This is a genomic window from Rhodococcus sp. NCIMB 12038 (genome assembly GCF_002165735.1).
GTDB lineage: Bacteria > Actinomycetota > Actinomycetes > Mycobacteriales > Mycobacteriaceae > Rhodococcus_F.
This window is the reverse complement of record NZ_NHML01000006.1, coordinates 216,678-240,683: the sequence shown is the minus strand read 5'-3', so window position 1 is coordinate 240,683 and position 24,006 is coordinate 216,678. Positions and strand designations below refer to the sequence as shown.

General features: G+C 63.7%; 17 protein-coding genes and 2 pseudogenes. 10 read left to right on the top strand and 9 right to left on the bottom strand.

Going from position 1 to position 24,006, the window contains the following annotated elements; all coding sequences use genetic code 11:
- Positions 1 to 33: 33 nt before the first annotated feature.
- From CA951_RS11320 to leuD, 7 genes are all read left to right on the top strand, one after another.
- Positions 34 to 489: a hypothetical protein gene (locus CA951_RS11320; RefSeq protein ID WP_087556930.1), complete on the top strand. Its 456-nt coding sequence runs from the start codon at positions 34 to 36 to the stop codon at positions 487 to 489.
- Positions 490 to 621: 132 nt separating this feature from the next.
- Positions 622 to 1,269 (top strand): IclR family transcriptional regulator, encoded by a 648-nt coding sequence (locus CA951_RS11315; RefSeq protein WP_087556929.1) that lies wholly within the window; start codon positions 622 to 624, stop codon positions 1,267 to 1,269.
- Between the two features lie 185 nt (positions 1,270 to 1,454).
- On the top strand, positions 1,455 to 2,675 hold the full coding sequence (locus CA951_RS11310) for a CaiB/BaiF CoA-transferase family protein (protein WP_087556928.1): 1,221 nt from the start codon (positions 1,455 to 1,457) through the stop codon (positions 2,673 to 2,675).
- 82 nt (positions 2,676 to 2,757) lie between these two features.
- Positions 2,758 to 4,095, top strand: a complete 1,338-nt coding sequence (locus tag CA951_RS11305; RefSeq protein WP_087556927.1) for an SLC13 family permease — start codon at positions 2,758 to 2,760, stop codon at positions 4,093 to 4,095.
- A gap of 27 nt (positions 4,096 to 4,122) precedes the next feature.
- Positions 4,123 to 4,992, top strand: coding sequence for a hydroxymethylglutaryl-CoA lyase (locus CA951_RS11300; RefSeq protein ID WP_087556926.1), 870 nt, complete (start codon positions 4,123 to 4,125; stop codon positions 4,990 to 4,992).
- A 231-nt stretch (positions 4,993 to 5,223) separates the two neighbouring features.
- A complete protein-coding gene (gene leuC, locus CA951_RS11295; protein ID WP_087556925.1) occupies positions 5,224 to 6,651 on the top strand; it encodes a 3-isopropylmalate dehydratase large subunit in 1,428 nt (475 codons plus the stop codon).
- A complete protein-coding gene (gene leuD / locus CA951_RS11290) occupies positions 6,635 to 7,243 on the top strand; it encodes a 3-isopropylmalate dehydratase small subunit (RefSeq protein WP_087556924.1) in 609 nt (202 codons plus the stop codon). Before leuC ends, leuD begins: the two co-directional genes overlap by 17 nt.
- A gap of 339 nt (positions 7,244 to 7,582) precedes the next feature.
- Here the strand turns inward: leuD and CA951_RS11280 are convergent, their stop codons facing one another.
- From CA951_RS11280 to CA951_RS11245, 6 genes are all read right to left on the bottom strand, one after another.
- Positions 7,583 to 9,274 (bottom strand): AMP-binding protein, encoded by a 1,692-nt coding sequence (locus CA951_RS11280; RefSeq protein WP_087556923.1) that lies wholly within the window; start codon positions 9,272 to 9,274, stop codon positions 7,583 to 7,585.
- Between the two features lie 171 nt (positions 9,275 to 9,445).
- The gene (locus CA951_RS11275; RefSeq protein ID WP_087556922.1) at positions 9,446 to 10,369 is read right to left on the bottom strand and encodes a ketopantoate reductase family protein; all 924 of its coding nucleotides are present in this window, start codon (positions 10,367 to 10,369) and stop codon (positions 9,446 to 9,448) included.
- Positions 10,370 to 10,468: 99 nt separating this feature from the next.
- Positions 10,469 to 11,293: a class II aldolase/adducin family protein gene (locus CA951_RS11270; protein ID WP_087556921.1), complete on the bottom strand. Its 825-nt coding sequence runs from the start codon at positions 11,291 to 11,293 to the stop codon at positions 10,469 to 10,471.
- Positions 11,294 to 11,403: 110 nt separating this feature from the next.
- Positions 11,404 to 12,738 carry an MFS transporter gene (locus CA951_RS11265; RefSeq protein ID WP_179220170.1) on the bottom strand — a complete coding sequence of 445 codons (1,335 nt, stop codon included), beginning with the start codon at positions 12,736 to 12,738 and terminating at the stop codon, positions 11,404 to 11,406.
- 183 nt (positions 12,739 to 12,921) lie between these two features.
- On the bottom strand, positions 12,922 to 14,169 hold the full coding sequence (locus CA951_RS11260) for a CdaR family transcriptional regulator (protein ID WP_143543040.1): 1,248 nt from the start codon (positions 14,167 to 14,169) through the stop codon (positions 12,922 to 12,924).
- Positions 14,170 to 15,141: 972 nt separating this feature from the next.
- Positions 15,142 to 15,831, bottom strand: a complete 690-nt coding sequence (locus CA951_RS11245; RefSeq protein ID WP_087556918.1) for a helix-turn-helix domain-containing protein — start codon at positions 15,829 to 15,831, stop codon at positions 15,142 to 15,144.
- Positions 15,832 to 15,886: 55 nt separating this feature from the next.
- Here CA951_RS11245 and CA951_RS11240 point away from each other — a divergent pair, with 55 nt between their 5' ends.
- Complete coding sequence (locus tag CA951_RS11240; protein ID WP_087556917.1) at positions 15,887 to 17,416, top strand: MFS transporter; 1,530 nt, start codon at positions 15,887 to 15,889, stop codon at positions 17,414 to 17,416.
- 168 nt (positions 17,417 to 17,584) lie between these two features.
- On the opposite strand, the pseudogene CA951_RS11235 reads toward CA951_RS11240, so the two are convergent.
- Positions 17,585 to 18,868, bottom strand: a pseudogene (locus CA951_RS11235) (RNB domain-containing ribonuclease); the annotation flags it as partial.
- Here CA951_RS11235 and CA951_RS11230 point away from each other — a divergent pair.
- Positions 18,828 to 19,904, top strand: a pseudogene (locus CA951_RS11230) (MFS transporter); the annotation flags it as partial. The pseudogenes CA951_RS11235 and CA951_RS11230 overlap by 41 nt on opposite strands.
- A 57-nt stretch (positions 19,905 to 19,961) precedes the next feature.
- On the opposite strand, the gene CA951_RS11225 reads toward CA951_RS11230, so the two are convergent.
- Together CA951_RS11225 and CA951_RS11220 are read right to left on the bottom strand one after the other, a co-directional pair.
- Positions 19,962 to 21,002, bottom strand: coding sequence for an alpha/beta hydrolase (locus tag CA951_RS11225; protein WP_087556915.1), 1,041 nt, complete (start codon positions 21,000 to 21,002; stop codon positions 19,962 to 19,964).
- Positions 21,003 to 21,213: 211 nt separating this feature from the next.
- Positions 21,214 to 22,677 (bottom strand): DHA2 family efflux MFS transporter permease subunit, encoded by a 1,464-nt coding sequence (locus CA951_RS11220; RefSeq protein ID WP_143543038.1) that lies wholly within the window; start codon positions 22,675 to 22,677, stop codon positions 21,214 to 21,216.
- Positions 22,678 to 22,841: 164 nt separating this feature from the next.
- Here CA951_RS11220 and CA951_RS11215 point away from each other — a divergent pair, with 164 nt between their 5' ends.
- Positions 22,842 to 23,438 (top strand): TetR/AcrR family transcriptional regulator, encoded by a 597-nt coding sequence (locus CA951_RS11215; protein ID WP_087556913.1) that lies wholly within the window; start codon positions 22,842 to 22,844, stop codon positions 23,436 to 23,438.
- The last annotated feature ends 568 nt before the right edge of the window (positions 23,439 to 24,006 follow it).

Sequence of the window (24,006 nt, the reverse complement as noted above, 5' to 3'; positions counted from 1 at the left end):
GTCCTGGAAATATTCGCTCCGGACACACAGGGAATGACCGGCGCACGGGCACGCTTCCGTGAACTCACCATTCGGCTCGTCTCAGGGCTCCGGGGCCTTGGCAATAGACGCTCGGATCGGCGCAGTGCCCGGCGACTACTGTCCCGGCGAGGCGACTACTGTCCCGGCGACTGGGCCATCAAAGGCGCTGCCCGGGTCAAACTCGCCGGCACGGCACAGCGGATCATCTCGGGCGCATGGCTCTTCGGCGCAGAGCTTGTCGTCACCGACCCCGAACCCACACGGGCCGTGCTGACCGATGTCAACGCAGCACTCGACGTGGAATTCGATCCGAGCACCGCGGCGGCACTGGCAGACCTCAACCCGGCAATCTCGCTCGAGCAAGTACGAGCAGCCATCCTCATCGACCTGGGCACAGGACGCGAAGTCGTTGCCGAGCCGGCTGTCCTCGCCGATGCGATCAGTAACCGCGCATCACACGCGCCATGACCAATGCCAATGTCTGTTGCTGTTCGACCGACCGCCGTTTCGGCAGCGCTCGACGCTAGGATCGTTCCACACAGGCAGTAGTCACTATGCGGTTCGCGGTAGCGGTCGCGGTTTCCTCGGGAGAGTCGGGCAATGGTGGACGAGCAGCGCAAGACGGTCGGTGTCTTGTCGCGAGCATTCGCCATCATCGACGCGGTCGAGTTGCGTCCGATGATCACCAGCGACCTTGCACGGACTGTCGGCCTGTCGAAGTCGACCACCCAACGTCTCGTGGCCGAGCTCGCGCACTACGGCTATCTACGTCGAGATACCGAGGGCCGGTACTGGCTCGGGTATCGCTTTACCGCCGCCGGGATGACCGATATCGCCATGCCCGTCCTTCAGGAGCTGAGCGAGAGCACGGGCGAGTCCTCGCAACTGTGGGTAAGGCGCGGTGACCTGCGCTTGTGCGCCGCGAGTGTCGAATCATCGAACGAACTGCGGGCCACCATGCCGGTCGGCACCACATTTCCGCTGGCGGAAGGGTCGAGCGGCCACGTGCTGGCCGGCGATTTCGACAACGACCCCGCCGCGCGACGCCGCGGCTGGTGGCAGACGCTCTCCGAGCGGGTTTCCGGCCTCGGCTCGGTCAGCGCACCGGTACGAGTGCACGGCGAGATCGTCGCGTCGGTGTGCGTGTCGGGCCCGGTGCACCGGCTCGGTGACGATCCCGGAGCCCGCCTCGGTCCCTCGGCCATCGCTGCAGCTCATCGTATCGAAAAGTCACTCCTCGACTCCTGACCCCGGCGCCGCCCTCACGGCTGTGGGTGTGTCTTTTTTGCTCTCTCCACCTGTATTGGTCGGCATATACCCGTTGCGTTGTGTGACCTGTCGCACTATGGTTGCCCCATCATTCGGGTCATAGTGGCCCATATATTGGGTCACAGTGACTTGTCGATCACACCGCCGACAGGAATCGGAGCATCATGAACACCGCCACTACAGGCCCGCTCGACGGCATCACCGTCCTGGAGCTGGGCAATTTCATCGCAGCGCCCTTCGCGACTCGGCTGCTAGCCGATTTCGGCGCCGAGGTCATCAAGATCGAGCGACCCGACGGTGGTGACGAGCTGCGCGGCTGGCGTCGCAGCAGGGGCACCACCTCGATGATGTATCGCACCATCGCCCGCAACAAGCGCTCGGTGACGCTCGATTTGAAGAGCACCGAGGGGCAGCAGCTGGTGCTGGACCTGGCCGCCCAGGTCGATGTCGTGATCGAAAACTTCCGCCCCGGCACCCTGGAACGCTGGAACATCGGCCCCGAACAGTTGCAGGCAGCCAACCCTGACCTCGTCCTGGTGCGGATCTCCGGTTACGGCCAGAACGGCCCCTACGCACAACGCGCCGGCTTCGGTGGTGTCGCCGAGGCATTCGGTGGATTGCGTTATGTGACCGGCTATCCCGACCGTGAACCGGTACGTCCGGCAGCACCACTGGGCGACACTCTCGCTGGTCTCTATGGTGCGGTCAGCGCGTTGATGATGCTCCTGGCCAAAGCCCGCGGCGGCGACCACACCCGGCCCAAGGTCGCCGATGTCGCACTCTACGAATCGGTGTTCATGGCGATGGAATCGCTGACCGCCGACTACGACGCCTACGAAATGGTGCGCGAACGCACCGCCGGCAACCTGCCCGGTGTGGTGCCCAGCGGCTCCTACCCGTGTGCCGACGGCTCGGTTCTGATCGCCGGGAATGCCAGCGCGGTGTTCGCCAGGCTGATGAAGGCCGTCGGCCGCCCGGACCTGGCCAGTGATGCCGACCTGGTCGACGGCACCAAACGCTACCTGCGGGAAGACGATCTCGACGAGGCGATCGTGGCCTGGACGACGACCAGAACCACCAAAGAGGTGGTCTCCCTATTGTCCGACGCCGGTGTCCCGGTCAGCGAGGTCTACGACGCCGCCCGCATCGTCTCCGACGAGCACTATCTGGCCCGCGGCATGATCCAGCCGTTCAAGGTCGACGTCGAAGACGGCACACCCGAGGAGGTGCGCTTCCCCGGCGTGGTACCTCAGTTCGACGGCCAGGCAACGGAAATCGGATGGTTGGGGCCCGATCTCGGTGCCGACACCGAGCCGGTGCTGGGCCGGATGCTGGGCCTGACGCCTGACCGCCTGCACGCACTGCGCACCGCAGGCGTGATCTGACCCGCGGGCATCCGCCGCTCCGCTGTTCCCTGGTGCAACCACATCCTTTCCCCTCTGCTCCCGCACGGAAGAACCCGGTCCCATGGTCTACGCCATCTCCATCCTCGCCCTCGTACTGATCTTCACCATCGCCACCAAGGTGCCGATCAACATGGGCATCCTCGCCTTCGCCGGCGCCTTTCTCGTCGGCGGATGGGTGTCGGGGATCCCGATCGACGACATCGTCGACGCATTTCCCGGTGACATCTTCCTGATCGTCGCCGGCATCACCTTGCTGTTCGCCATCGCCAAGGCCAACGGCACCATCAACATCATCGTCGAATCGGCCCTACGCCTGGTCCATGGACGGCGCTGGGCGCTGGTGTGGATGATGTTCCTGCTCTCCGGCGCGCTGATGGCGCTGGGATCACCGATGGCGGCAGGCATGCTGGCCCCCATCGCGATGCGGCTGGCCGGGAAGAAGAACATCAACCCTCTGCTGATGGGCATGGCCATCAACCACGGCGCCCTGGGCTGCGCGTTCTCGCCCATCACGATCTACGGGGCCTTCGTCAACGGATTGATCAAATCCGCCGGGTACGAGGCGAACCCGCTGCTGCTGTTCATCGTTCCCTTCGCACTCAACGCCCTGTTCTTTACCGTACTGTTCGTCATCTACGGCCGCGACCTGCTCCACGAGCTGCCCGACGGCACCGATGAGACCACCGGGTCCGGTGCAAGCTCACCGGCCAGTCTCCACCCGAGCCCCGGCGGCGCCCCCGAATCGGGCACCCGTGCCGCGACCGCCGTCCTGCCCGAAACCGACGTCATCGGCCACACCCCGTTCAACCGCGAACGGGTCGCGACGCTCCTCGGAATCCTGCTCCTGGCAGTAGGTTCGGTGGCCTTCAACGTCGACGTCGGAGTCAGCTCGATCTGCATCAGCACGGTGCTGCTACTGATGGCCCCGCAGAAGATGCCCCGAATCGAAGACAAGGTGGCTTGGCCGGCCGTCCTGCTGGTCTGCGGCATGCTCACCTACATGACGGTGCTCAAACAAAACGGCACCCTCGACTTCCTCGGGGACGCCGCCGCCCACCTCGGCTCCCCCCTGGCCGCCGCGCTGATCCTGCTGTACGCCGTCGCGATCATCTCCGCGGTCGGCTCCTCGATCGGCACCCTGGGCATCGCGCTGCCGCTCGCCGCACCCATGCTCGCCGCCGGGGAACTCGGCGTGCTGGGATTCATCATCGCGCTGGCCTTCGCGTCCACCGTCGTCGACGTCAGTCCCTTCGCCACGAACGGATCGATCGTGGTGGCCGAGGCCGAGGTCGAAGACCGTCAACGGTTCCAACGCAGCGTCTTGGCCTACTGCGGTCTGGTGGTGTTCCTCGCCCCGCTGGTGGCCTGGGCCCTGATTGTCGTTCCCACCTCGCTCTGACCCCCGACCCTTCAGGAAGGTACACCCATGCCCGTCACCATCACCGACGTCGTCCTGCGTGACGGTCTGCAGGACGAGGACGTCCTCGTCGCGACCGACGACAAACTCACCATCGCCGACGAGCTGGTGGCTGCCGGTATCCGGCAGATCGAAGCAGTGTCGTTCGTCTCGCCCACCCGGGTCCCACAGATGGCCGACGCCGACGCACTCGTCGCCCGGTTGCAGCCCTACCGCGCCACCACACAGGTCAGCGCATTGGCACTGAACGTCCCTGGGGTTCATCGTGCGGTGGCGGCCGGAGTTGACGTCGTGCACATCGCGGCTTCGGCGAGTTCCGCGCACAGCCGAGCGAACGCCGGCACATCCGCCGCGCAGGCCCTCGAGGATCTGTCCCGGGCGGTGGCCAGTTACCCGGCGCAACGGTTCCTCGGCGGGATTTCCACCGCCTTCGTCTGCCCGTTCGAGGGAATCATCCCACCCACCCGTCTGGTAGAAGTCGCCGAACAGTTCGCAGCCATGGGGATACGCACCCTCGGGTTGGCCGACACAATGGGCACCGCCACCACCGAGCACGTGCTCACCGCGGTGGGCGCCGTACGCGATGCACTGCCCGACATCACTATCGGACTGCACCTGCACAACGCTGACGGCCAAGCGCTGACCACCGCCCTGCAAGCAGCACGGAATCTGGGCATCGAACACTTCGACAGCGCGGTCGGCGGATACGGCGGATGCCCATTCGCGCCCGGCGCGCACGGCAACCTCGCCACCGAGGAACTGGTCGCGCATTTCCACAGCCACGATGTGGACACCGGCATCGATCTCCAACAGCTCGCCATCGCAGCCTCGACGGTCAAACGTATCCTCGCCGATTCCCCGCAGCTGTCGAAGGAATGATCGGCGACTCCTCGGCAGGTATCCTTTTCACCCCGCGGTCTCACGACAACGCAGCAACCCGAAGAACTCGTCGATGCCTTCCACGCCGACGCCATAGCTACCGGCATCGATTCCGAAGGATCTCGAGGGCCCGAGCCGTTCCGCAGCAGACACTTCAACAAGTCCAAGCACGAGCCCCCCAACGACGGGGTGAGCCCAGCAGCAAACGAGAACCCCTCCGGAGGTGCCACAATGGGGCAAACACTCGCAGAAAAAATCTGGAATGAGCACCTGGTAAGACCAGGAACAGCTGACGAGCCGGATCTCATCTACGTCGACATGCATCTGGTCAACGAGGTCACCAGTCCCGCCGCATTCTCGGGACTCCGCGAGGCCGGGCGCGTAGTCCGCCGACCGGACCTCACGCTGGCCATCGAAGATCACAACACTCCGACCGACGATATCTTCCGATCGATCACAGACCCCGCAGCTGCGCTGCAACTCGAACATCTTCGACAGAACTGCCAAGACTTCGGCATCGAGTTGTACTCATTGGGCGATACCGCACGCGGAATCGTCCATGTCACAGGACCGGAACTCGGATTGACCCAACCCGGCATGACGGTGGTGTGCTGCGACTCTCACACCAGCACACACGGGGCCTTCGGAGCTCTCGCTTTCGGGATCGGTACCAGCCAAGGCGAGCATGTCCTTGCCACGCAGACCCTGTCGATGCGGTCAATGAAGAACATGCTGGTGACCGTTCACGGTGAGCTTCCCCCCGGTGCAACAGCCAAAGACCTGATCCTGACTGTTATCGAGGTACTCGGCACGGACGGCGGGCAAGGACACGTCATCGAGTATCAAGGCGCGGCAATACGACAGCTCTCGATGGAGGGCAGGATGACCGTGTCGAACATGTCCATCGAGGCAGGCGCGCGTGCAGGGCTGATTGCACCGGACGAAACAACCATCGAGTACTTGCGCGGCCGCCCGCACGTGGTTGACGGCCCAGAATTCGACATTCAGGCGGATCACTGGCGAACCCTTGTATCCGATCCGGACGCCCACTTCGACAAACAGATCACGATAGATGCAACAACGATTCACCCGCGCGTCACCTGGGGTACCAACCCTTCCCAATCCGTGCCCCTGACCGGGGAGGTTCCAGACCCGGCCGATTTCGCACACCACGCAGAACAACTCTCCGCCCAGCGTGCGCTTGGGTACATGGAGCTACAACCTGGCACAAAAATGAGCGAGGTATCGGTAGACGCCGTTTTCATCGGGTCGTGCACCAACAGCCGGATCGAGGATTTGCGGGAGGTTGCGGCCGTGTGGCAAGGCCGAACGATCTCACCGGAGATAGAGGTGATCCTTGTTCCGGGCTCTGACACAGTGCGCGCTCAAGCAGTTCGGGAAGGTCTGGATCAAGTGTTCACAGCCGCCGGCGTGGACCTTCGCTATTCAGGATGTTCGATGTGTGTCGCGCTGAACGAGGATCGAGTGAGCGCCGGTAAGCGGATCGCATCCACCAGTAACCGCAATTTCGAAGGACGACAGGGAACCGGCGTCAAGACGCACCTGGTATCGCCCGCCGTCGCAGCTGCCACTGCAGTGACCGGTCGGCTCACTGCACCGTCCGAACTGAAGGAGTCGACCAATGGAACCCATCGTTAGCCACACCGGAATCGCAGTACCGATTCCAGTTTCCGATATCGATACAGACCAGATCATTCCCACTCGGTTCTGTGTTGGTCTGACAAAGGTCGGATACGAGGATTTTCTGCTATACGAGTGGCGCAAGGATAAAAATTTCGTGCTCAATAATCCGGTCTATCGAGGTGCCAGCATCCTGGTTGTCGGCCGAAACTTCGGGTGCGGATCCTCCCGAGAAATGGCCGTATGGGCCCTGAAAAATTATGGGATACGCGTTGTCATATCTCCCGAATTCGGCGACATCTTTCGAGGTAACGCCCTGAAGAATGGTCTCCTGACCGTCACTCTCAGTGAAGCTGAGATCGAATCGATCTGGGCGGTTCTGGCGTCCACCCCCGGCGAGACGATGACCATCGACCTCGAAAATTGTCACGTACAGGTCGGGAATGGGAACACCTTCGGCTTCGAATACGATGCGAACGCACGATGGCGACTCATGAACGGACTGGACGACATCGCAATAACCCTGAAAAATATTGGCGACATAGACAATTACGAAGCTCGGAGGCGACTGGACCTGCCGACCTCGCCTCGAGTCGTAACTCGGATGTGACTTCGACCGTGGGGTCAAGCCCCGGGGCGTGGTGTACGAAGTCGTCGCGTGACTCCTCGTGGGGTTATGCCGTCAGTTCCGCGGGTGTCACCTCCTGATTCGGGTGCGGTCCGGGAAGATGCCCTGAAATGCGTGTGTACCTGGCCATCATGAGCCTCGACCCCAAAGGCGCCGCCCGCCAGCGCTGGTTCAACCGCTGGAGGCGGCACTGAATGCCGTCGAGATCACCTTCGACGGACGCCTGTCCGCCGGACGAAAGTAGCTACAAATCAACCAGTTACACCGTTATCTGGACAGACCCGTCTCGGCATCGTCGAGGAATACGTTATCCGCGACGGGTTAGTCGATTAGGTCTTCGTAGCGGTATTCGGTGGTGATCGGGGTGCTGTCCTCATGGGCTTGGGTTTCGCGGTGTTGGAGTTCGACGCGACGGATCTTGCCGGAGATGGTTTTGGGGAGCTCGAAGAACTCGATGCGCCGGACCTTGAGGTAGGGGGCGAGGTGGTCGCGGGAGTATTCGAGGATCGAGCGGGCGGTGTCGGCGGTGGGTTCCCATCCGGTGGCGAGCGAGATGTACGCCTTGGGTAAGGCGAGGCGGGTGAGATCGGGTTGGGGGACGACGGCGGCTTCGACGACGGCGGGGTGTTCGATGAGCACACTTTCCAACTCGAACGGTGACACCTTGTAGTCGGAGGATTTGAACACGTCGTCGGTGCGTCCGACGTAGGTGATGTACCCGTCCGCGTCACGTTGTGCGACGTCTCCGGTGTGGTAGTAGCCGCCGGCCATGACCTGGTCGTTGCGGTCGGGGTCACCGAGGTATCCGGTCATCAGATTCTTCGGATGCTGGCTCAGGTCCAAACAGATCTCTCCCTCGTCGGAGACGGTCCCGGTGATCGGATCGACAAGCACCACCGGCACCCCGGGCATCGGCCGTCCCATCGAACCGGCTTTGACCGGTTGGCCGGGGGTGTTGCCGATTTGCAGGGTGGTCTCGGTTTGCCCGAATCCGTCGCGGATGGTCAATCCCCAGGCGTGTTCGACCTGGCGGATGACGTCGGGGTTGAGCGGTTCCCCGGCACCGAGCAGTTCGCGGAGACCTTCAGGTTTGGGGCCGAGGTCGGCCTGGATGAGCATGCGCCACACTGTCGGCGGTGCACAGAAGGTGTTGACCTGGGCGCGGTGCAGCTGGTCGAGCAGGGATGCGGCGTCGAATCGGCTGTAGTTGTAGACAAAGATTGTCGCCTCGGCGATCCACGGCGCGAAGAAGCAACTCCACGCGTGTTTGGCCCACCCGGGTGAGCTGATAGCCAGATGTACATCGCCGGGCGTGAGGCCGATCCACGCCATCGTGGTCAAATGTCCTACGGCGTAGCTGGTCTGGGAGTGTTCGACGAGTTTCGGTTTGCTGGTGGTTCCGGAGGTGAAGTAGATGAGCATCGGTTCGTCGACCGTGGTGACGGTCTGGAACGGGCCAGCCGGGGCCAAGTCGGCCGATTGCGCATACGGGTGCCAGCCAGCGGCCTCGCCGCCGACCACTATGCGCAGGTAGTCGCCGGTCAGTTCGTCGAATTTCGGGGTGTCGGCGAGATTGGCGATCACACACCGCGCCGCGCTACGGTCGAGGCGGTCGCGAAGATCGTCCGGCCCGAGGGCGGCGGTGGTGGGCATCACGATGGCGCCGAGCTTGAGCACCGCCAGCATCGCCTCCCACAGCTCGACTTGGTTGCCCAGCATCAGAATAACCCGATCACCTTTACCCACACCGAGCTGCTGCAGCCAGGTCGCGACCCGGTCGGAGCGCTCGACCATCTCCGCGAAGGACACCTTCAGTTCGCTGCCGTCCTGTTCGGTGATCCACAGCGCCGTGCGGTCGTTGCCGCGGGCGAACGCGTCGAACCAGTCGATGGCCCAATTGAACTGCCCCGTCAGTTGGGGCCAGCGGAACTCGTGCACGGCTTTGTCATAGTCGTCGATCAACGTTATCAACTGGTCACGGCCGGCACGATATAAGTCTGTGTTCGTACTCATAAATTCATGATCCTTCTCGTGTTACGGCTTGGGCAGGGGACAGCGGCGGAAGTGCCAGACGAATACGGCGCTGACGCTGCCCACTTCGGTGTGCTCTTCGACAGTGGCCAGATGATGATGCGCGTCTGCCGGCAGCGGATCCGAGAGACCGACATGGCCGTCCCCTGTGTGTTACTTCTGGACGTCCTCTCGTTCAGCTGGTTTGACTGCTGAAATCAGTGCTAGGACAAGCCGGTTCATCGGCGTAGCGATGCTGTGTCGGTCGGCCGCCCGCACGACAGCCCCGGTCAGCGCATCATGCTCCAAAGGCCGACCGGCAAGACGATCCTCCCTCATCGACGACGTACCGTCCGTGGGGGCGTTAAGTAGCCAGTCCAGCATGCCCTCGGCATCGGCCGGGGTGAGTGCTGCACCCTCAGCATTGCCGACTGTAACCGCCTCGTACATGATCTCCAGCGCCAGATTCTGAATATTTGCTTCTTGCAACACATCCAAGCGGCGACCTGTCAGAGCGGTGAGGGGGCTGGCAGAAATGTTCGCCAGGAGCTTACGCCAGGCGACGGTCTTCAAATCGCTTTCAAGCGACGTCCGCATACCGCCCGCCATGAGCTCGTCGGCAAGTCTGCGACTGACCGCATCGTCGGGCATGGAGACATCGACACTGCCAGATCTACGCAAGACCGCGCAGCCGGGCTTGTAGCGTTCGGCGTTGAGGTAGACGACGCCGGGAATAATGTGTGCTCCGTCGGTGTAAGGGGCTACCCGATCGGTGTGCTCGATGCCGTTCTGTGCCACCAACATTGCTGTCCGGGGATCTGCGGCGGCGCGCAACCAACGCTCCGCTACCGCAGTGTGGTGAGCTTTGACGGCCACGATCACCGTAGAATGCGTCATGGCTTCAGCCGGGTCTCCGATGTGTTGGACCGGCCACGATTCAGTAGAACCGTTCTCGGTGATCTCGATGTGATCAATCGGAGTCCGCCCACCGCAGATGGTGATGGGCCGGCCCGCGCGGGCAAATGCGGACGCGAGTGATAAACCGATGGCGCCTGCTCCGATCACGGCGACCGGTCGACGGGCTTCATGAACGTTCACATGGTCTTCCTGTCTGCTGATCTCAGGTGTCGAAATATCTTCCTCCAGGGCGGACGGAGTGGCCCCAGAGCACCTTTGGTGCAACCCCGTCCGATAAACCTAGTCCAGCAGGTCAGGCTGTTCGCGCAGTATGTCGTCGAACAGTGGTCGGATGCTGAGCCACGCGGCGTACGAGCTGCCGTTCTCGCGGTGGGTGAAGGTAGCCGTTTCGTGGTCCATTTCGATGGGTGTTCCGGCGGTCATCGCTGCCAGTTGTACCTGTGCACAGCGCTCCATGGCGATGAACCACCACGCTGCTTCACCCGCTGACTGGCCAGTCGTGAGCAACCCGTGGTTCTGCAGTACCGCTGCTTTAGACTGACCGAGGGCGGTAGAAATTCGTTCTCCTTCATCCCGGTAACCTGCAGGGCCGCCGTAGAAATCGTAGATCGCGTGGTCTTCGTAGAAGGCGGCAGCGTCCTGGTTGATCGGACGGATCCCCATGCCCAACGACGACAGTGTCCGACCATGGATGGAGTGGGTATGCGCTGCCGCCACGACATCGGGACGGGCTTTGTGCAGTTCGGAGTGGATGTAGAAGCCGGCGAGGTTGACGGTACCTTCGCCCTCGAGCACTCGCCCCGAGTGGTCGACCCGAAGTAGGTCGGATACCCGTATTGACTTAAAGCTTTTGATGAATGGATTCACCCAGAATTCGTCGTGGACCTCGGGGTCACGGACGGTCATGTGGCCGGCCACGCCTTCGCCGAATCCGAACTTTCCGAACAGGCGAAGGGATGCTGCGAGTTCGCGCTTCCGTAGCAGTCTTTCGTCTTCGATCGAGAGTCCGACGGGCGGCTGAGGAAGGCCCGGTTGCGGCGTGAGCACGCTGGCCGGTCGATCGATGAGACCTGCGCTGGAGGGTGTGTCTGAAGTGATTGTCATTTTCCGTTACCTTTCGCTTGTGAGGTTTGGAATGGGTGTTCGGTTGCCATCGGGAATCGTTCGATTGCCCTGCACACGAGTAGTTGTAGCGAAGCGAATCATCTGTGTGCTCAGTGACTGGCGCGGTGTTCCAGGTGCCGTCGGATGGGAAAGGTGATGACGACGCCGAGAACCGCGGCGATTAGGCAGACACCTGCCGGGGAGATAGGGCTATCCGTTTGTTCGACGAGCCAAAAGGCGACAAGTGGAGTGGTGGCGCCGGCGGTAACTGCGCCGATGTTCCAGCCGAGAGCGGTGCCGGTGTAGCGATGCTCCGTTCGGAACAGCATTGGAACGCTGGCCAGCACTGGAGCAGCTGCAGCCATGGCGGTAGACATGAGCGCGATATAGGCCACGAGCACGGCGACGAGATTGCCGGTGGACATGGCGGCGAAGGCTGGGACCGCAATCACGGCGAAGACGATCATGCCGGTACGAGTCACCGTCATCAGTCCGACCCGGTCGGAGATCCTGCCGGCGAGGAAGGACGCACCTCCCGAGGTCATCATTGCCACCACAACAATCCAGTACACCGCCGTCTGCGGTAGCGTGAGTACCTGAATGAGATGAACGCTGAGGTAGCTCAGTCCGATGTAGCACGTACCGTTCACCGCGATGCTGGCCAGAGAAGTCAAGGCCAGGCCGCGCCCGTCGTCGGAGAGCAGGCGGCGTAGCGCGCCCCGCCGACTGCGGGCAGCAGTTGGCGACAGTGTTTCTTCCGAGCGGCTCCGCAGCCACAAGCAGTACAGGCACAGCGGCAGGGTCAGCAGGAAAGGAATACGCCAACCCCACGATCCGAACTGTTCGGTTGGCAATGCAAAAGAGATGAGGCCGACGGTGACTCCGGCGACGGAGTATCCGACAGTGATTCCAATGGCGCTGGCAGCTCCGTTGGCGCCCCGCTTGCTTACGGAGGAGGACTCTGCGATGAAGGTCATTGATCCACCGAGTTCGCCACCTGCAGAAAGACCCTGGACCGACCGCACCAGTACCAGCAGCACTGTGGCCCAAACTCCGATGGTCTCGTAGGTTGGTAGCAGCCCAATGGCTGTGCTTGCCAGCCCCATCGACAGCAGTGTCGCTAGCAAGGCTTGCTTGCGCCCGTAACGGTCCCCGATTCGACCGAAGATCAGACCGCCGATGGGGCGGAGCAGGAACCCGGTGGCGAACAACATCAGTCCCGACATCAACGCGGCGGCTGGATCGGATGCCGGGAAGAACAGCGGCGAAATGGTCACTATCAGGAAGCCGAACAGCGAGTAATCGTAGTACTCGATCACGGTGCCAACGCCGCCTGCCCAGGCTGCGCGACGACCACGCGATGCGCCGAGTAAGGAGGACGGTGCGAGGTCGTCCTCTGCAGTGGCCCTGTCAGGTATCACGATTGGCGGCGGGTCTGCAGTCATCGAGGGTCTCCACATCGTTCGTCGGAAACGGCCTCTCTCGTCACTCTTGCCGAGGCCGCGGTCACATCGACCGGGTCCGAGAGTTCCATCTCGCAAGTCTGGTGGGCAAGCAGCAACAAACCTTTGACGCTCGTTTTGTTCCCCGGAACAAACTCGATCACCGTCACAGGTTCAGTTCGCGGATTAACGACCGTTCGGGTTCTCCGGCGGAGTCTTCCTGGATGTCTGGATCGGCCCGGAAACTTGCAGCCGGCGAGCCTCCGCCGCAAGGAAAAGATGGACGACGTCAAGCGGTGTCTTCAAGTCCCGGTTCAGAGCGCTCATCAGCCTGTTCAAGCGATACCGGACGGTATTGGGATGACAGTGCAGCTCAGTTGCCGCCGACTCCGGGTGGCCGCCGTTGTCAAACCACGCTCTGAGCGTGCCGATGAGGAGATCCTGGTCGACGTTTGACATCTCTTGAATCGCACCGAAAACGTGCTGCTGCAACCCCGCAGCGAGGGCAGGTGAACTGATGAGGAGACCAGCTACCTGAGCATCGTCGAAGTGGGTGACAATGTGTCGCCCCTCACGGCCGGCATTACTGGCAATTCGTGCCTGAGCCACGGCAGCAGGAACGGCGCTTAGGCCCGAGAATGGCCTGCTGACACCGACTTTGCGGAACTTGAGCCGCGAGACATGCTCCGTTATCCGCAGTATGTCGATTTGGCCGGCCACCGCGATAAGACCGATGTCCGACCGTGCCTCTGATTTCCAGACCGATTGCAGCCCGATTCCCGCCAGCGAGGTGCGCGCCGTCTCGGGCGTATCCGTGTCTGGCGCTGAATGCTCGGTCATCAAGACGACAAATGTTCCTGCGGTGGGGAATTGCAGTTGATTGGCGACGTCGACCAGCGTCTGATCGTGTCCTGGCTCGCCACTGAACAGCATTGTCAGTAACGCCTGACGCCTGCGGTGGTTCCGTTGCTGGCGCTCGGCGGCGAACGTTTGATAAGCCTTCGCGATTTCCTGCGAGTACTTTTCGAAGGTGGTCCACAAAACCGAGGCCGACATGAGTAATGCACGGCTTGCGGGTGCCGGGCCGTCCGCGCCGAAGGTCTCGCGGTCCGCTTCCTCGCAGCCCAACACCAACTCTTGCCAGATATGGATGACGCCGATTCGGAAGCCCGACAGCACGGTCTCGAGCGGCATTTCCTGTTCGGCGCGGAGGAGTCCGGTGTTGTGCGGTCCAGGCACGGATAAGGTGCGATTCAATCGCACACTCTCGATTAGTCCCTCGATGTTCTGATGGACCGCCGGAACGAGTTCCTCGATTGCCATCGCCGCTGCGAAATGCGGCAGTTCGGCACGCAGCTTTTCGGCGATTTCGATTGCGAGCTCGTCGAGGCGCACAGTCAACCCTTGGCACACTGCTGCCAGGCGCTCGTCCACTGCGGACAGGGTTTCTGCACCCGTTGGCCCGGCAGCAGTCACATCATTGCCGTCTGCTGGTCTGACGATCACACCTACCTTCGTTCATGTCCATGGCGGCGGACCTTCGCAACCGGGCTCGGCAGCACCAGTCTACGCGGGCGCTTCGCCGCCGCCATCGCTACCGGTCACTTTCCCGGCAGGTTGGCCTGTGACAGGTAGGCGGCGGCCCTCCGCAGCACCTCGCTCCTGCTCGAGCAACTGGATCCGCTTTCTCAGCTCGCGGTTCTCTCTGGACTCCTCGTTCGTCGTCCCTGGCTTGATGGCCTCTTCGAGGTCAGCCTGTCTGAGCCAGTTCGTCAGACACGATGGCAGTCACACAGCCGGAGGTCAGCCGGATCGTGAAGAGGCGCGGGACGTGGGATCAGATCGAACGGTCCTCGCGGCGACGACCGAGCGGCGTGCGCAGGCGAACGCACTCTGATCCCGCTGCTGTTTGCCACCGACATCGAGGCCTGGCGCCGCCCCGGCGAACTCCTGGAAGGACGGTTTCCGCGCCTCGATCCGCATGTTCGACCCGGTGGTTCGCCGCCGCACCCGGGATGCGATCGTCGACGCCCACCTCGCTGAGCACACCGACGTCGGGATCGGCCGCCTACTGGCAGGTTGGCTAACAGAACTGTCGGAATTCGTCGGAATCTCTTTCGAACTCCTAGGTGCCGGATTTGGTGCGAGGGATGAAGTGGAACCTTCTCTTTCGTGCTGTCGCTTTCACGGGCTTTGACCGAGGAGTATCTGGACGAATTACTCGCGGTTGGCCGGCGACCGGGCTACTCCTCGGTTGCGCGCGGCGTCTGTTCAAGTGATATCCATTCAGCTCGAGATTGGAACCACCACGCCTGAGCTTCCGACGAGTTGCGTCACCGACTTGGAAACTCTGCTCGGGCGACGACCGAAGTCCGTGCGGTGGGCATTGGAGAACAATGCGCGTCTTCAGGAAGTGGCGGTTTTCTGAGCCGACGGGTTTCGGTCGGCGGTCAGGGCGATAGCGGTGAGCTCGGAGAACCGGTGGAGCGCGTCGGTGTCGCCTGCTACGCGGGCGTGTGGGCGTGCGGTTCGATCGCCGGACAGGGTGAGAAAGACTTCTTCGGATGAGCCCTCGATGATCAGCTCTGCGGACACGTCGCTGCTCACTATCGAGGTGCTCACCCCGGTCGGACCGGACTCGAGCAACACGCTGTCGCCGTCCGCGTCGATGCGAGCGGTGAGGACGGGGAAGCCGGGCCCGCTCGCCAGTGCGCTCGCCTCTGGGAACAGCGCCATGATCGCGAAGACCAACCATCGCCCTCTGTTGTGGTCGTCGCCCGCGCCGGTCGACATCAGCGGCACTCCCCATCGTGCAAGTTCCACCAAGGGTTTCTGCAACCCGAGCCCCCACTCGGTCAGGAAGTAGACGCGCGCCGACACCGGAGCGGGCTCGTCGGATGAGGCGACGACTCCCGTTTCCTCGAGTGTCCGAAGGCGTTGCGCCAGCAGGTTCGTGGCGATGCCGGGCAACGCCCTGTTCAGGTCCGAGTACCGGCTCGGGCCGACGAGAAGCTCCCGGACGATCAACATCGTCCATCGGTCACCGATGACATCCAACGCCCGCGCCAACGCGCAGAACTCCCCATACGACTTCATCCCTCCAGCTTACACTTGACAAAATCGTCGTGGTGCTTGAAATAATAAAGTCGTGATGAATACGATCCTGCAGCGGCGCCGAACGTCGCGTGTACCTGTCCTCGTTGTGCTGTGCGCAGCGACCTTGGCCATCAGCCTCGCCACGACCGCGATCAACGTGGCCTTACCCTCGCTCGCAGTGGACCTGCGAGCAAACAATCGCGAACTCCAATGGATCGTCGACGCCTACAACCTCCTCTTCGCCACGTTCGTCCTGGCGTTCGGCAGCCTCAGCGATCGCTACGGGCGCAAAGGCGCCCTGGTGCTGGGCTTGACGATCTTCGGCGGCGGAGCCGTCGGAGCGTCGTTCGCCGAGAGCTCAGGACAGTTGATCACCTGGCAAGCGGTGATGGGACTCGGGGCGGCATTCGTCTACCCGACCACGCTGTCGATCCTGTCCAACGTGTTCACCGAGCGCACCGAGAAGGCGAAGGCCATCGGAATCTGGGGCGCCACCACAGGAGTCGGCGTCGCGTGCGGACCGATCCTGGGCGGCTGGTTGCTCGAGCACTTCTGGTGGGGGAGCGTCTTTCTGGCGTTGTCCGTCGCGGCCGTGATCGCGATCGCCGCGGCGGTCGTCGTGGTGAGCACTTCCCGCGATCCCAGCACACCGCGTATCGACGTCGGTGGTTTGATCCTGTCGGTGCTCGCCGTCGGCACCTTGGTCTATACCGTCATCGAGGCGCCGGAACACGGCTGGGCCAGCACCTCCACACTGGCGGGGTTCATCCTCGCGGCAGCGCTGATGTTCGCGCTGGTGCTGTGGGAGCGTAGCCACGAGGATCCGATGATCGACGTCACGCTCTTCACGAACATGCGCTTCACCGCCGCGAGCGCCTCGGTGACCTTCGCCTACTTTGCGCTGTTCGGGTTCATCTTCCTCATATCCCAGTATTTCCAGCTCGTCCGCGGGTTCGGCCCTCTCGAAACCGGGTTGAAGTTCATCCCGGTGGCTACGTCGATCGCGGTCGGTTCGATACTCGGAACGATCCTTGCCGTCCGGCTGGGCAACAAGCTGATCGTCACCGTGGGGCTCGTGCTCTTCACGTCGGCGTTTCTCTGGATCGCTACTCTGAGTCAATCGACGAGTTACGTGGAGGTCGCCGCGCAGATGGTCCCATTGGGGCTGGGGCTGGGGCTGACGTCCGCACCGGCGACCGAAGCGATCATGGGTGCGGTACCGCGAGAGAAGGCGGGTATCGGGTCAGGGATGAACGACGCGACTCGAGAGGTCGGGGGAACGCTCGGCGTTGCGGTCATCGGCAGCGTGTACGCCTCCCTCTACGCGTCGACTTTCAATGCTTCCGATGCGGCACGACAACTGCCCGAGGCCGTCAGGTCGATGGTGGAGGAGTCTGTGGGCGCCGCCGGGATCGCTGCCGAGCAGTTGCGCAGCGCCGGCGACACCGGCACGGCGCAGGCGGTGGCGGACGCCGCGAACTCGGCGTTCCTCGACGGGCTGGCTTCCGGGGCATACGTCGCCGCAGGCGTCACGGCGCTGGGTGCGATCGTCGCCGCAGTGTTCCTCCCCTCGCGTCCGAAGTGAGCACCGCGACGGCCGGTGCCGATCCAGGCGCGACGCCACCGGTGCACGGGGCCATGTCGGCGCCGACAAGCCTCCCGGTGAACCGCTGCGCGTGTACAAGGGCGGATTCAGCTGGCCGTCGCAACACTGTGTCGTGCGCGAGTGTACTTGTTCGACAAAGACGTCCGCCGCCTGGCGCCAGATGGAGACCACACTCGGACCCATTTCCGGGTGCGCGACGGACACGGCATCGACCACCTGGAATTGGCTCGGTAGCCACGACGGATCGTCGATGTCGATCAGGACCGCGACGTCGGCCATGGTCAGGGTGTCGGCGGCGGCGCGACGGATCAGCTCGGCGGCGACCTCCTCGGGGAGAGGGTGGCCGGCGGCGGCTTTGAGGACTTTGTGGAAGGTGCGGGCATCGAGGACGGTCAGGTCCCGAGCGGCCTGGCGGGCGACGTGGCGTTGGTCGGCATGCTTGAAGCGGTTCTTCTTCGCGTCGCGGGCCTCACGGGTGCGGCGGTTGAGGTCCTCGCCGAGGGCGGTGAGCTGATCGCGGGTGTAGGGGCGGGACAGTGGTCGAGGTGCGCGAACACGATCCGCTGGTTGATCAGGTCGGCGACGCGCCGCAGCGGCGAGGTGATGTGGGTGTAGGCGCCCAGACGCAACCCGTAATGGCCGTGCACGGTCGGGTTGTAGGTGGCCGCCCGCAGGGTCGAGAGCAGCCGGCCGCGGAGTTTCGCGAACAGGTTCGGGTCGCCGGCCGCGGCGGCGATCTCGTGCATCAGCTCGTCGGTGCTGCCTGCGACCGGGTTGGGTCGGTGATTGCGGAAGAGGATCGGCAGCGCGTGGTCGAACACACCACAGCGCGACCGCCTCGTTGGTGGCGATCATCAACTCCTGCACGATCACGTACGCGACCGTGCGCAGCGAATCCGGGATGGCGACGATGGCGCCGTCCTCGTTCGCCGCCCAGCCGCGGGTCAGGTCGTAGAACGCGAGGGCGCCGCCCTCGCGGCGGGCGGTCAGCGACGCGTGGGTGGCCGCATGGGCGGCGGTCAGCTGCGCGTACAGGGGATGGGCCGGGTCGGACAGGATGCCGGGCACGTCGGCATGATCCACGGCCGCGCATCGCCGCGCCGGGACCTGCCCGCGGCCCACAGTGACGTCGACCAGCTGCCCGCCGGTGGTCACGGTGCCGGTGATCTGCAGGCTGGTGCGGTCTGCGTCGGTGGTCAGCGTGGCCGCCTGCTCCGCCGACGCACCCAGCATCGGGATGGTGCGGTTGGGCAGGTATCGGGTCTCCTCCCGCAGGAACGCCTGCTCGTCGGCGACCGATCCCGCCGCCACGAGGTACTCATCGTGGTAGCGCTCGGTATCCTTCTTCGATCTAGGTGACGGCGCCGGGCTGGGAACCGTCGCTCCCGCGTTGCGGCGGTCGATGGACTTCACCACCGGCGACATCGCCATCGCGACCTCATTTGCCTTCGGAGGCGCGTTCATCGGGGCACTCATCGGCGGACACCTCTCGGACCGTGTGGGCCGGTTGACCGTCCTGCGCGTCTCCGTCATTGTTGTGTCGATTTTGACGGTCGCCCAAGCCGGGGCCCAAGAGCCGTGGCACATCATAGTAATTAGACCGATAACGGGTATCGCCATTGGCATGTTGTTCGTCTGTTGCATCACCTACCTAGTCGAACTGAGTCCTATTACCCGCCGTGCGGAGCGCGCGGCAGTGGCCGCGCTCTTCGGCGTCATGGGACCCGCGGTAGTGGCAACTGTCGCGCGCATCGTGATCCCGAACGGCCTTGAGTCGTGGCGATGGGTGTTCGTGTTCTGTGGCCTCGGCATCTTGATCCTGCTGCCGACGCGCGGACTACCCGAGTCGCGGCTGTGGCTGATCGGACGAGGCAGGACAGCAGATGCGGAAGCAGCGTTGAGCACCATCGAGCGCTCCATGGGTGGTCGGTTGGCTGAGCCGATCGCTGCTGACATGCCCGAGCCGTCGACAGAGGACGGAACGCGCACGTCGGTGCGGCAGATCTTGCAAGGCAAGATCTTGCTTTCAACGATCGTGCTCTCCACCCTCTGGATCGCGTTCGCCGTGGTCACACAGACCTTCCCGACCTGGATGCCTACCATCCTCGACATGCGTGGGTTCGAGACTGAAGTGCTCCTGACAAATGCGGCGATTGCGCTGTACGGTGCTCCGCTCGGCGCGCTGCTCAGCTATCTCCTAACCAAGGTGGTGAGTCGATGGGTCTTGATGCCCCTCTACGTTCTGATTGCGAGGGGCGCCATCGCAATGTTCACTGTGACTAAGGACGAGATGGTCGTATTAATCTCGGCATTCCTCGTCCAACTCGTTGGCGGTGCGATCTCGCCGCTCGTCAATGTCACGACCGCCGAGGAGTACCCCTCGGCATTGCGTGCGACAGGCACTGGGTTCACATATTCGTCGAGTCGCTTGGCCAATACAACCGCGCCCTTCGCGGTTGCCGCGATTCTCGCTAGCGGCGTAGCGGCGGCTGGCTGGTTCCTCGTGACTGGGACGATACGGAACTCAGTCCGCGGCAGACGCGGACACCAAGCGCTCCACGACGAGCGTATGGGCGGTGTCCGCGCCCGGCGGCAGTTGCTCGCCCCGCAGATGGCGAGCTACCCATGCGTCACGTGCGGCCACGGCGGCCTTGGAGACTGCGGCCTCGGGCGCCACGAAGTCGAAGCCGTGGCTGCCTCCCGCCCAGACGTGCAGTTCTGCCTGGACGCCGGCCGCCCATAGCGCGCTGGCATAGGCGATGTCCTCGTCACGAAACACCTCGGCCGATCCGCAGTCGATGAAGGCCGGAGGGAGTCCCGCGAGGTCGACGGCACGTGCCGGGGCCGCATAGATGGAGACGGTGTCGGTGCCGCGGCGCTCGCCCAGTAGCGCGGTCCAGCCCATCCGGTTGCTGACCCGGTCCCATGGCCCTATGCCCACGTACTGCTGAGTGGACATCGTCTGGTCGCGGTCGTCGAGCATGGGGCCGATCAGCAGCTGGCCGTTGAGGCGGGGGCCGTTGCGGTCGCGGGCGAGCAGCGCGGTTCCGGCGGCGATCCCGGCGCCGGCGCTGGCTCCGACGATCAAGATCCGGTTGGCGTCGATGCCCAGGTCTGCGGCGTCTTTTGCCATCCAGACGAGGGCGGCGTAGCAGTCCTCGACCGGGTACGGGTCGGGGAATTCCGGAGCCAGCCGATACTCCACCGTCACCATCACCGCGTCGTGCGTCACGATCCAGGGCAGCATGGCGCTCAGGCCGGTCATCCGGTTGCCGGCCACCATCCCGCCGGCGTGCGTGTGCAGGATGCCCGCTCCGGTGCCGGTGTGGTCGGCGCGGGCGATCGTCGAGACGACGATCGGCGCGCCCTTGAAGCCGTCGATGGTGAGGTCGCGTCGCACGAGACCGTGGGCGGCGATCGTCTCGTCGGTGACGTCCGCCGGGCTGCCTTCTCGCATGATCGGGATCATCGCTTCGGTAATTCCTGGCGGCAGTTGCTCGGCGAGGGCTGCGAGCATCGGCTCCAGGGAGGGATCGAACGGCGGGCGCGGGAGGTGATCAGACATGACAGTCCTTTTCATAGATGTTCAGGAAATCGAGTTCGCGATGTGCTCGCCCGGGATACGTTGGGGCGGAAGTAAAGTGGTCTAGGGCGAACGCCCTGTGGCCTGTCTCGGCCAGGTTGTCCGTGGCTTAGATCTTTCGATGCTGGGTGCGGTGACATGTCAGGCATGCCCTGGTAGAGGCTATCGGCGCTGAAAGTCGCTGAGGCCGACCTCAGCGGACCTGATTCTTGCCGACGAAAAGGGTGCCGAGGACGGCGGCGAAGGCGATGGTGGCAGCCGTGGTGAAGGCTGTGTGCGCCGCCGAGACGGCTTGGGCTTGGGTGAGTGCGCCGGCGTGGGAGGCGTCTGCGCCGATTGTGTAGGCAGAGACGAGGATTGCCCCGCCGACGGCGCCGGCCAGTTGCTGGATGGTGCCGAAGGCGGCACTGCCGTGCGGCTGGAGCTCGGCGCGCAATGACGCGAGGGCGGTCGTGGTCATCGGTCCCCATATCAGCGCCTGCGCGCCGGACATGACCAGGTAGATCGTCAGGATGGTCCAGACGCTCGTGCCCTCATCGATCCGGGTGAACAACCAGAAGGTCGCCGTCAAGATGATCGCGCCGGGGATGGCCAGGGGGAGTGGTCCATAGCGGTCGTAGACCCGGCCGCTGAGGGCGGAGACGATCGTGATGATCACACCGCCGGGGACCATGAACAAGCCCAGCGCGAAGGTGCCTATCCCGGTCACCGCGGTCAGGACCAGGGGTAGGACGATCAGCGTGCCGAAGCCATTGACGCAGACGACGAACATGACCAACGAGGACACCACGAACGACCGGGCGCCGAAGATCCTCATGTCGAGCAACGCGCCACGATCGCGCTGCAGCACGATCTGTCGCCAGACGAATGCCGTGACGCCGGCCAGCCCGATCGCGATGGGTAGCCAAGGAGCGATCGGGGTGTGGCCGGACACCGCTTCGCCGATCAAGGACAGTCCGTAGACCAGTGCGCCGAACCCGGTGGCGGACAGCAACAGCGACAGTATGTCGAGTGTGATCGGCTCCGGCGTGGTGATGTTGCGCAGCTTCGCCGCTCCCATAGCGAGCGCAGTAATCGCGATCGGCAACATCAGGATGAACAACCACCGCCAATTCAGTTGGGACAGCACGATTCCAGCCAGGGCGGGTCCGAGTGCGGGCGCGATACCCGGTATGGCCGTGGCCAGTGCCATCAGCCGGCCGCGGCGACTAGCGGGCGCCAAGCGCATGGTGGTGGTGATCAGCAACGGCACGAACACGGCGGTGCCGACGGCCTGGATGATGCGCCCGGCCAGCAGCAGTTCGATGCCCGGCGCGAGGGCGCCGACCGTTGTACCAACGGTGAACAGTGACATCGCGGTCAGGAAGATCGTGCGTAGTTGGTAGCGTCGCATGATGAACCCGGTTGCCGGGATCAGTACTGCCATCGTCAGCAGGTAGGCCGTGGTGACCCACTGCCCGATGCTCGGGGTTATGCCGAGGTCGATGATCAAGGTAGGGAGGGCCACACCGAGCAGCATCTCGTTGAGCAGGACGACGGACGCCGAGGCCATTAGCAACCCGATGATCAGACCATCCCCGGGCGCCAGCCGGTCGCCGCGCCCGGTGTCGGGTGCCGGCGTCTCGACGGTTGATGTTGTCGTGCCTTCATTTATCACGTGTGCTCCGCTTCGCGCGATGAGTGGTACAAGACCACGGGGGCAGCCGATGGGAGAGCATCGGGCCGAGGTTCCACTCGAACTTAAAAGGAGGTAGTCTCCACTTGTTGCCACCGTAAGTTACGGAGACCGTCTCCGTTTTGTCAACGAGAGGTGGTCATGTAGTGACTGGAAACACAGAGCCGAGCGGGCGGCGGCCGCGCTCGGACAAGCAGCGCAATCGCTCGCACATCCTGCAGATCGCCGAGCAGTACTTCACCGAGCACGGCATCAACGGATCGCTCGACGCCATCGCCAAACGCGCCGGCATCGGCCCGGGCACCCTCTATCGGCACTTTCCCACCCGGGAATCGCTGCTGGCCGCCCTGCTGCAGGCGCGCGACGAAGAGCTGGACGCCCGCCGCGAGGCGATTCGCCAGGAGCCGGACGCAGCAAGAGCGCTCGCTCGTTGGCTGGACGCCGTGGGCGAATGGGCCACCGCCTTCGACGGCCTGCCCGAACCGCTACGCGAGGCCCTCACCGAGAACAAGTCCCCGCTGACCTTGACCTGCCAGGGCTTCATCACTTACACCGACGAGTTCCTGCACGCGGCTCAACGGGACGGCAAAGCCCGCAATGAAGTACGCGCCAGGGACCTGTTCCTGAGTGTGATCGCCACCAGTTGGGTGCGCAACGCCGCCATGGCCGAGGAGTCCTCACCGTCAGCACTGCGCGACTTGATGCGGACCGGCTGGGCGGCGCCGGCCGGCGTCGACGACTGATGAGTGCCGAATCGGGATACGGACCCGGACCACTCGCAGTCGATCGGCCCGTCGCGCACCGTTAACCCGAAAACGACTACCAGTACCTCGCGACCGGGACCTCGCCCCCGCGTCGCTTCAGTTGTTCGAGAACGGGCCGAAGGTGAATGTTGCAGACAGTTCGATCAACCTGTCCTCGACCCCGTCCGCGGCTGGTTCAAGCGTGCCGCGGTTGGGTCGGGACAGAGGTTGACACGTGCGGTGTTCCGCTCAGGTCGCCGCCGAACTCGCCGAGACAGCCGATGTGGTCCTAACCAGCCGAAAACCCGTGAAGTTCGCGCCGCAACGTCCGTTGCGGTGGGACATGCACTTCTGGTTCAACTACACCGGAATCGACACCCTCCCGATCGGGCATCTCCTCTCGCATCCGCCGACTTCACCGGTGTTCGACACCGGCCGCTACCGCGCCGCCCTGACCGCTGCCAAGGGCGCAACGCCGTGTCATGTTCCCCGAATTCGAAGGCAATTAAGCCTTCTGGCCCGACAACACCACCACGGCGGTCGACACCGTCATCCTGGTGGCGCTGGT

Bases quoted from the DNA above. Each gene is read 5' to 3' on its own strand.
- CA951_RS11265 (WP_179220170.1), bottom strand. From the start codon at position 12,738: ATGACTGCAGACCCGCCGCCAATCGTGATACCTGACAGGGCCACTGCA.
- CA951_RS11245 (WP_087556918.1), bottom strand. From the start codon at position 15,831: ATGAAGTCGTATGGGGAGTTCTGCGCGTTGGCGCGGGCGTTGGATGTC.
- CA951_RS11310 (WP_087556928.1), top strand. From the start codon at position 1,455: ATGAACACCGCCACTACAGGCCCGCTCGACGGCATCACCGTCCTGGAG.
- CA951_RS11280 (WP_087556923.1), bottom strand. From the start codon at position 9,274: ATGAGTACGAACACAGACTTATATCGTGCCGGCCGTGACCAGTTGATA.
- leuC (WP_087556925.1), top strand. From the start codon at position 5,224: ATGGGGCAAACACTCGCAGAAAAAATCTGGAATGAGCACCTGGTAAGA.
- CA951_RS11225 (WP_087556915.1), bottom strand. From the start codon at position 21,002: ATGTCTGATCACCTCCCGCGCCCGCCGTTCGATCCCTCCCTGGAGCCG.
- CA951_RS11315 (WP_087556929.1), top strand. From the start codon at position 622: ATGGTGGACGAGCAGCGCAAGACGGTCGGTGTCTTGTCGCGAGCATTC.
- CA951_RS11240 (WP_087556917.1), top strand. From the start codon at position 15,887: ATGAATACGATCCTGCAGCGGCGCCGAACGTCGCGTGTACCTGTCCTC.
- CA951_RS11305 (WP_087556927.1), top strand. From the start codon at position 2,758: ATGGTCTACGCCATCTCCATCCTCGCCCTCGTACTGATCTTCACCATC.
- leuD (WP_087556924.1), top strand. From the start codon at position 6,635: ATGGAACCCATCGTTAGCCACACCGGAATCGCAGTACCGATTCCAGTT.
- CA951_RS11320 (WP_087556930.1), top strand. From the start codon at position 34: ATGACCGGCGCACGGGCACGCTTCCGTGAACTCACCATTCGGCTCGTC.
- CA951_RS11270 (WP_087556921.1), bottom strand. From the start codon at position 11,293: ATGACAATCACTTCAGACACACCCTCCAGCGCAGGTCTCATCGATCGA.
- CA951_RS11300 (WP_087556926.1), top strand. From the start codon at position 4,123: ATGCCCGTCACCATCACCGACGTCGTCCTGCGTGACGGTCTGCAGGAC.